Genomic DNA, 2028 nt, shown 5'->3' with positions numbered 1-2028 from the left:
TGGCGGCGGTGGTGCGGGACAGCGACCGGGTCGAAGGCCTAAGTTTTTCAGTGCTGCACAAATGGCATTTCATTGACGGTTTGGGGCGCACTGCCCGAGACAGTATTTCAGCATTTTTTGCTGCGGGCATCGCCTTGATGTTTATTTTGGGCATGGTTTTGTATATTCGCCGTTGGCGCCGACGTCTTGAGTAAAGCGCGTCATTTCGCTGCTTGGGCTTGAAAAAGCCCCTCGCAGCCGTCAGGCTGCACCGAGACATTTAATGACGAGCAGCACCATGCCAAGAAAAACTATAGAACTTCCCGAGCGCTTTCTCTTTACCACCGACTACGTGGTTTTGTACTCCGACGTCAATGTGGCCAATCACCTCGCCGCAGATCGTATTCCTTCCATCGCTATCGAGGCCCAGTTGCGCTTCATCATTGCCCTGGGCTATGAGCAGGCCACGGCATTTGAAGAGGCCGGTTTGATTATGGCTCACTCTGAAATCTCCTACCTCTCAGAGACCGATTACGGCGACCGTTTAGAAATAGACGTGACGGCAGTAAATTTCACCGCCAAAAGTTTTGATTTACTGTTCAGACTGCGCAATTTAAGCAAGGGCTTAGAAACGGCACGCATTAGAAATACCATGCTATTTTTTGACTACAGCAGTAAATCGGTATGCGCAGTACCGGAGAGTTTTAAGGCCAACGTTGCGAAGCTGTGACATTTTCAAGTGAATGAGGTTGACGGCGTGCTTAAAAAAGCTGCGTTACTGACACTCGCGTTGAGCGTGTTCCCCCTTACTCAGGCGGAAGAACTCAATACCGGCATGCTGCCAAAATGGGAGCTAGGCCTAGGTCTGGCTGCGTTGAGTCTGCCGGACTATCCCGGTGCCGATCAGGGGCGCAGTTATGTACTGCCCTTCCCGTATTTGATTTATCGCGGTGAGCGCTTGAAAGCCAATCGGGACGGTTTGCGTGGTCTATTATTTGAACATCCCCGATGGGATCTCGATATTTCCGCTGGTGGCAGTTTGCCCGTAAATAGCAAAGACAATCGCGCCCGCGAAGGCATGGATGACCTCGACTTTAGCTTTGAATTTGGGCCGTCTCTGCGCTTTAAACTACGTGATACCCCAATTGAAAGCTTACAGCTGCGCTTTAATTTGCGCGCCCTGCTGGCGGTGGATGGCTTTCCGGGCATGTCTTATGAAGGCTGGGTATTAAATCCAGAATTGCGCTGGCAGCAACAGCTAACAGAGGCGCTATCTTGGGGCGCCAGCTTGCAGACGCGCTATGGCAGTGATGACTACCACAATTATTTTTACGGCGTTGCACCGCGTTTTGCGACGCTCAATCGGCCCGTATATCAGGCCGATGCGGGTCATAATAGTAGCGGCGTGGCTTTGAATGTTCGCTGGCATGCTAACGCCGATTGGCGAATCAGTGCTGCGGTGAGTTATATCGATTTACGCGACGCTAGTTTTAACGATAGCCCACTTTTTAAGAAAAACAGTGGCGCGTATTTTAGCCTATCGATGGCGCGCATTTTCTGGCGTGCAACTAAGCGAGTAGATCTTGGCCCAGCAGAGTGAGCTGAACTGCCGCTGTGATTGGGCTACAATAAGCCCATAATATTGACTCTCCCCCTGCCGTTTATCTTGGAAATATTGTTTTATGCCCCACTCTGCACAGGCAAGCGCGGTCGTTATCGGCGGCGGCCCAGCGGGCTTAATGGCTGCCGAGCAGTTGAGCGCAGCGGGTTGTGCAGTGGCGGTTTACGACAGCATGCCTACTGTCGGTCGAAAATTTTTGCGCGCCGGAATCGGCGGTCTCAATCTGACTCACAATGAAGCGTGGCCAAATTTTATTGCCCGCTTTGGCGACCGCGCACCCTTATTGCAGCCGTGTTTAGACGCCTTTAATGCCGAGTCTCTAAGGGCTTGGGCGGCGGATTTAGGGGTAGAGACTTTTGTTGGTAGTTCGGGGCGCGTATTTCCCGTTGAAAAAAAAGCCGCCCCGCTTTTGCGCCGCTGGTTGCAGA

Annotated in this window: 4 protein-coding genes; all 4 read left to right on the top strand. The window is 52.1% G+C overall.

Features of this window, described 5'->3' with window-relative positions:
• Positions 1–194: hypothetical protein (locus ABYP33_RS18850; protein ID WP_373092864.1), on the top strand; the 194-nt coding region annotated here is incomplete at its 5' end.
• Positions 195–277: 83 nt separating this feature from the next.
• The gene (locus tag ABYP33_RS18845; protein WP_373092862.1) at positions 278–709 is read left to right on the top strand and encodes an acyl-CoA thioesterase; all 432 of its coding nucleotides are present in this window, start codon (positions 278–280) and stop codon (positions 707–709) included.
• Between the two features lie 9 nt (positions 710–718).
• Positions 719–1579: a MipA/OmpV family protein gene (locus ABYP33_RS18840; protein ID WP_373092860.1), complete on the top strand. Its 861-nt coding sequence runs from the start codon at positions 719–721 to the stop codon at positions 1577–1579.
• Positions 1580–1661: 82 nt separating this feature from the next.
• Positions 1662–2028 (top strand): NAD(P)/FAD-dependent oxidoreductase (locus ABYP33_RS18835; protein ID WP_373092858.1); only part of this gene is annotated, 367 nt, incomplete at its 3' end.

It is taken from the genome of Zhongshania sp. (genome assembly GCF_041584495.1).
Taxonomy (GTDB): Bacteria; Pseudomonadota; Gammaproteobacteria; order Pseudomonadales; family Spongiibacteraceae; genus Spongiibacter.
The sequence above is the reverse complement of the archived record's forward strand: the minus strand, read 5'-3'. Positions and strand labels throughout refer to the sequence as shown.

What these genes read in the sequence shown, in the direction of transcription:
- ABYP33_RS18845 (WP_373092862.1), top strand. Translation starts at nt 278, where the DNA reads ATGCCAAGAAAAACTATAGAACTTCCCGAGCGCTTTCTCTTTACCACC.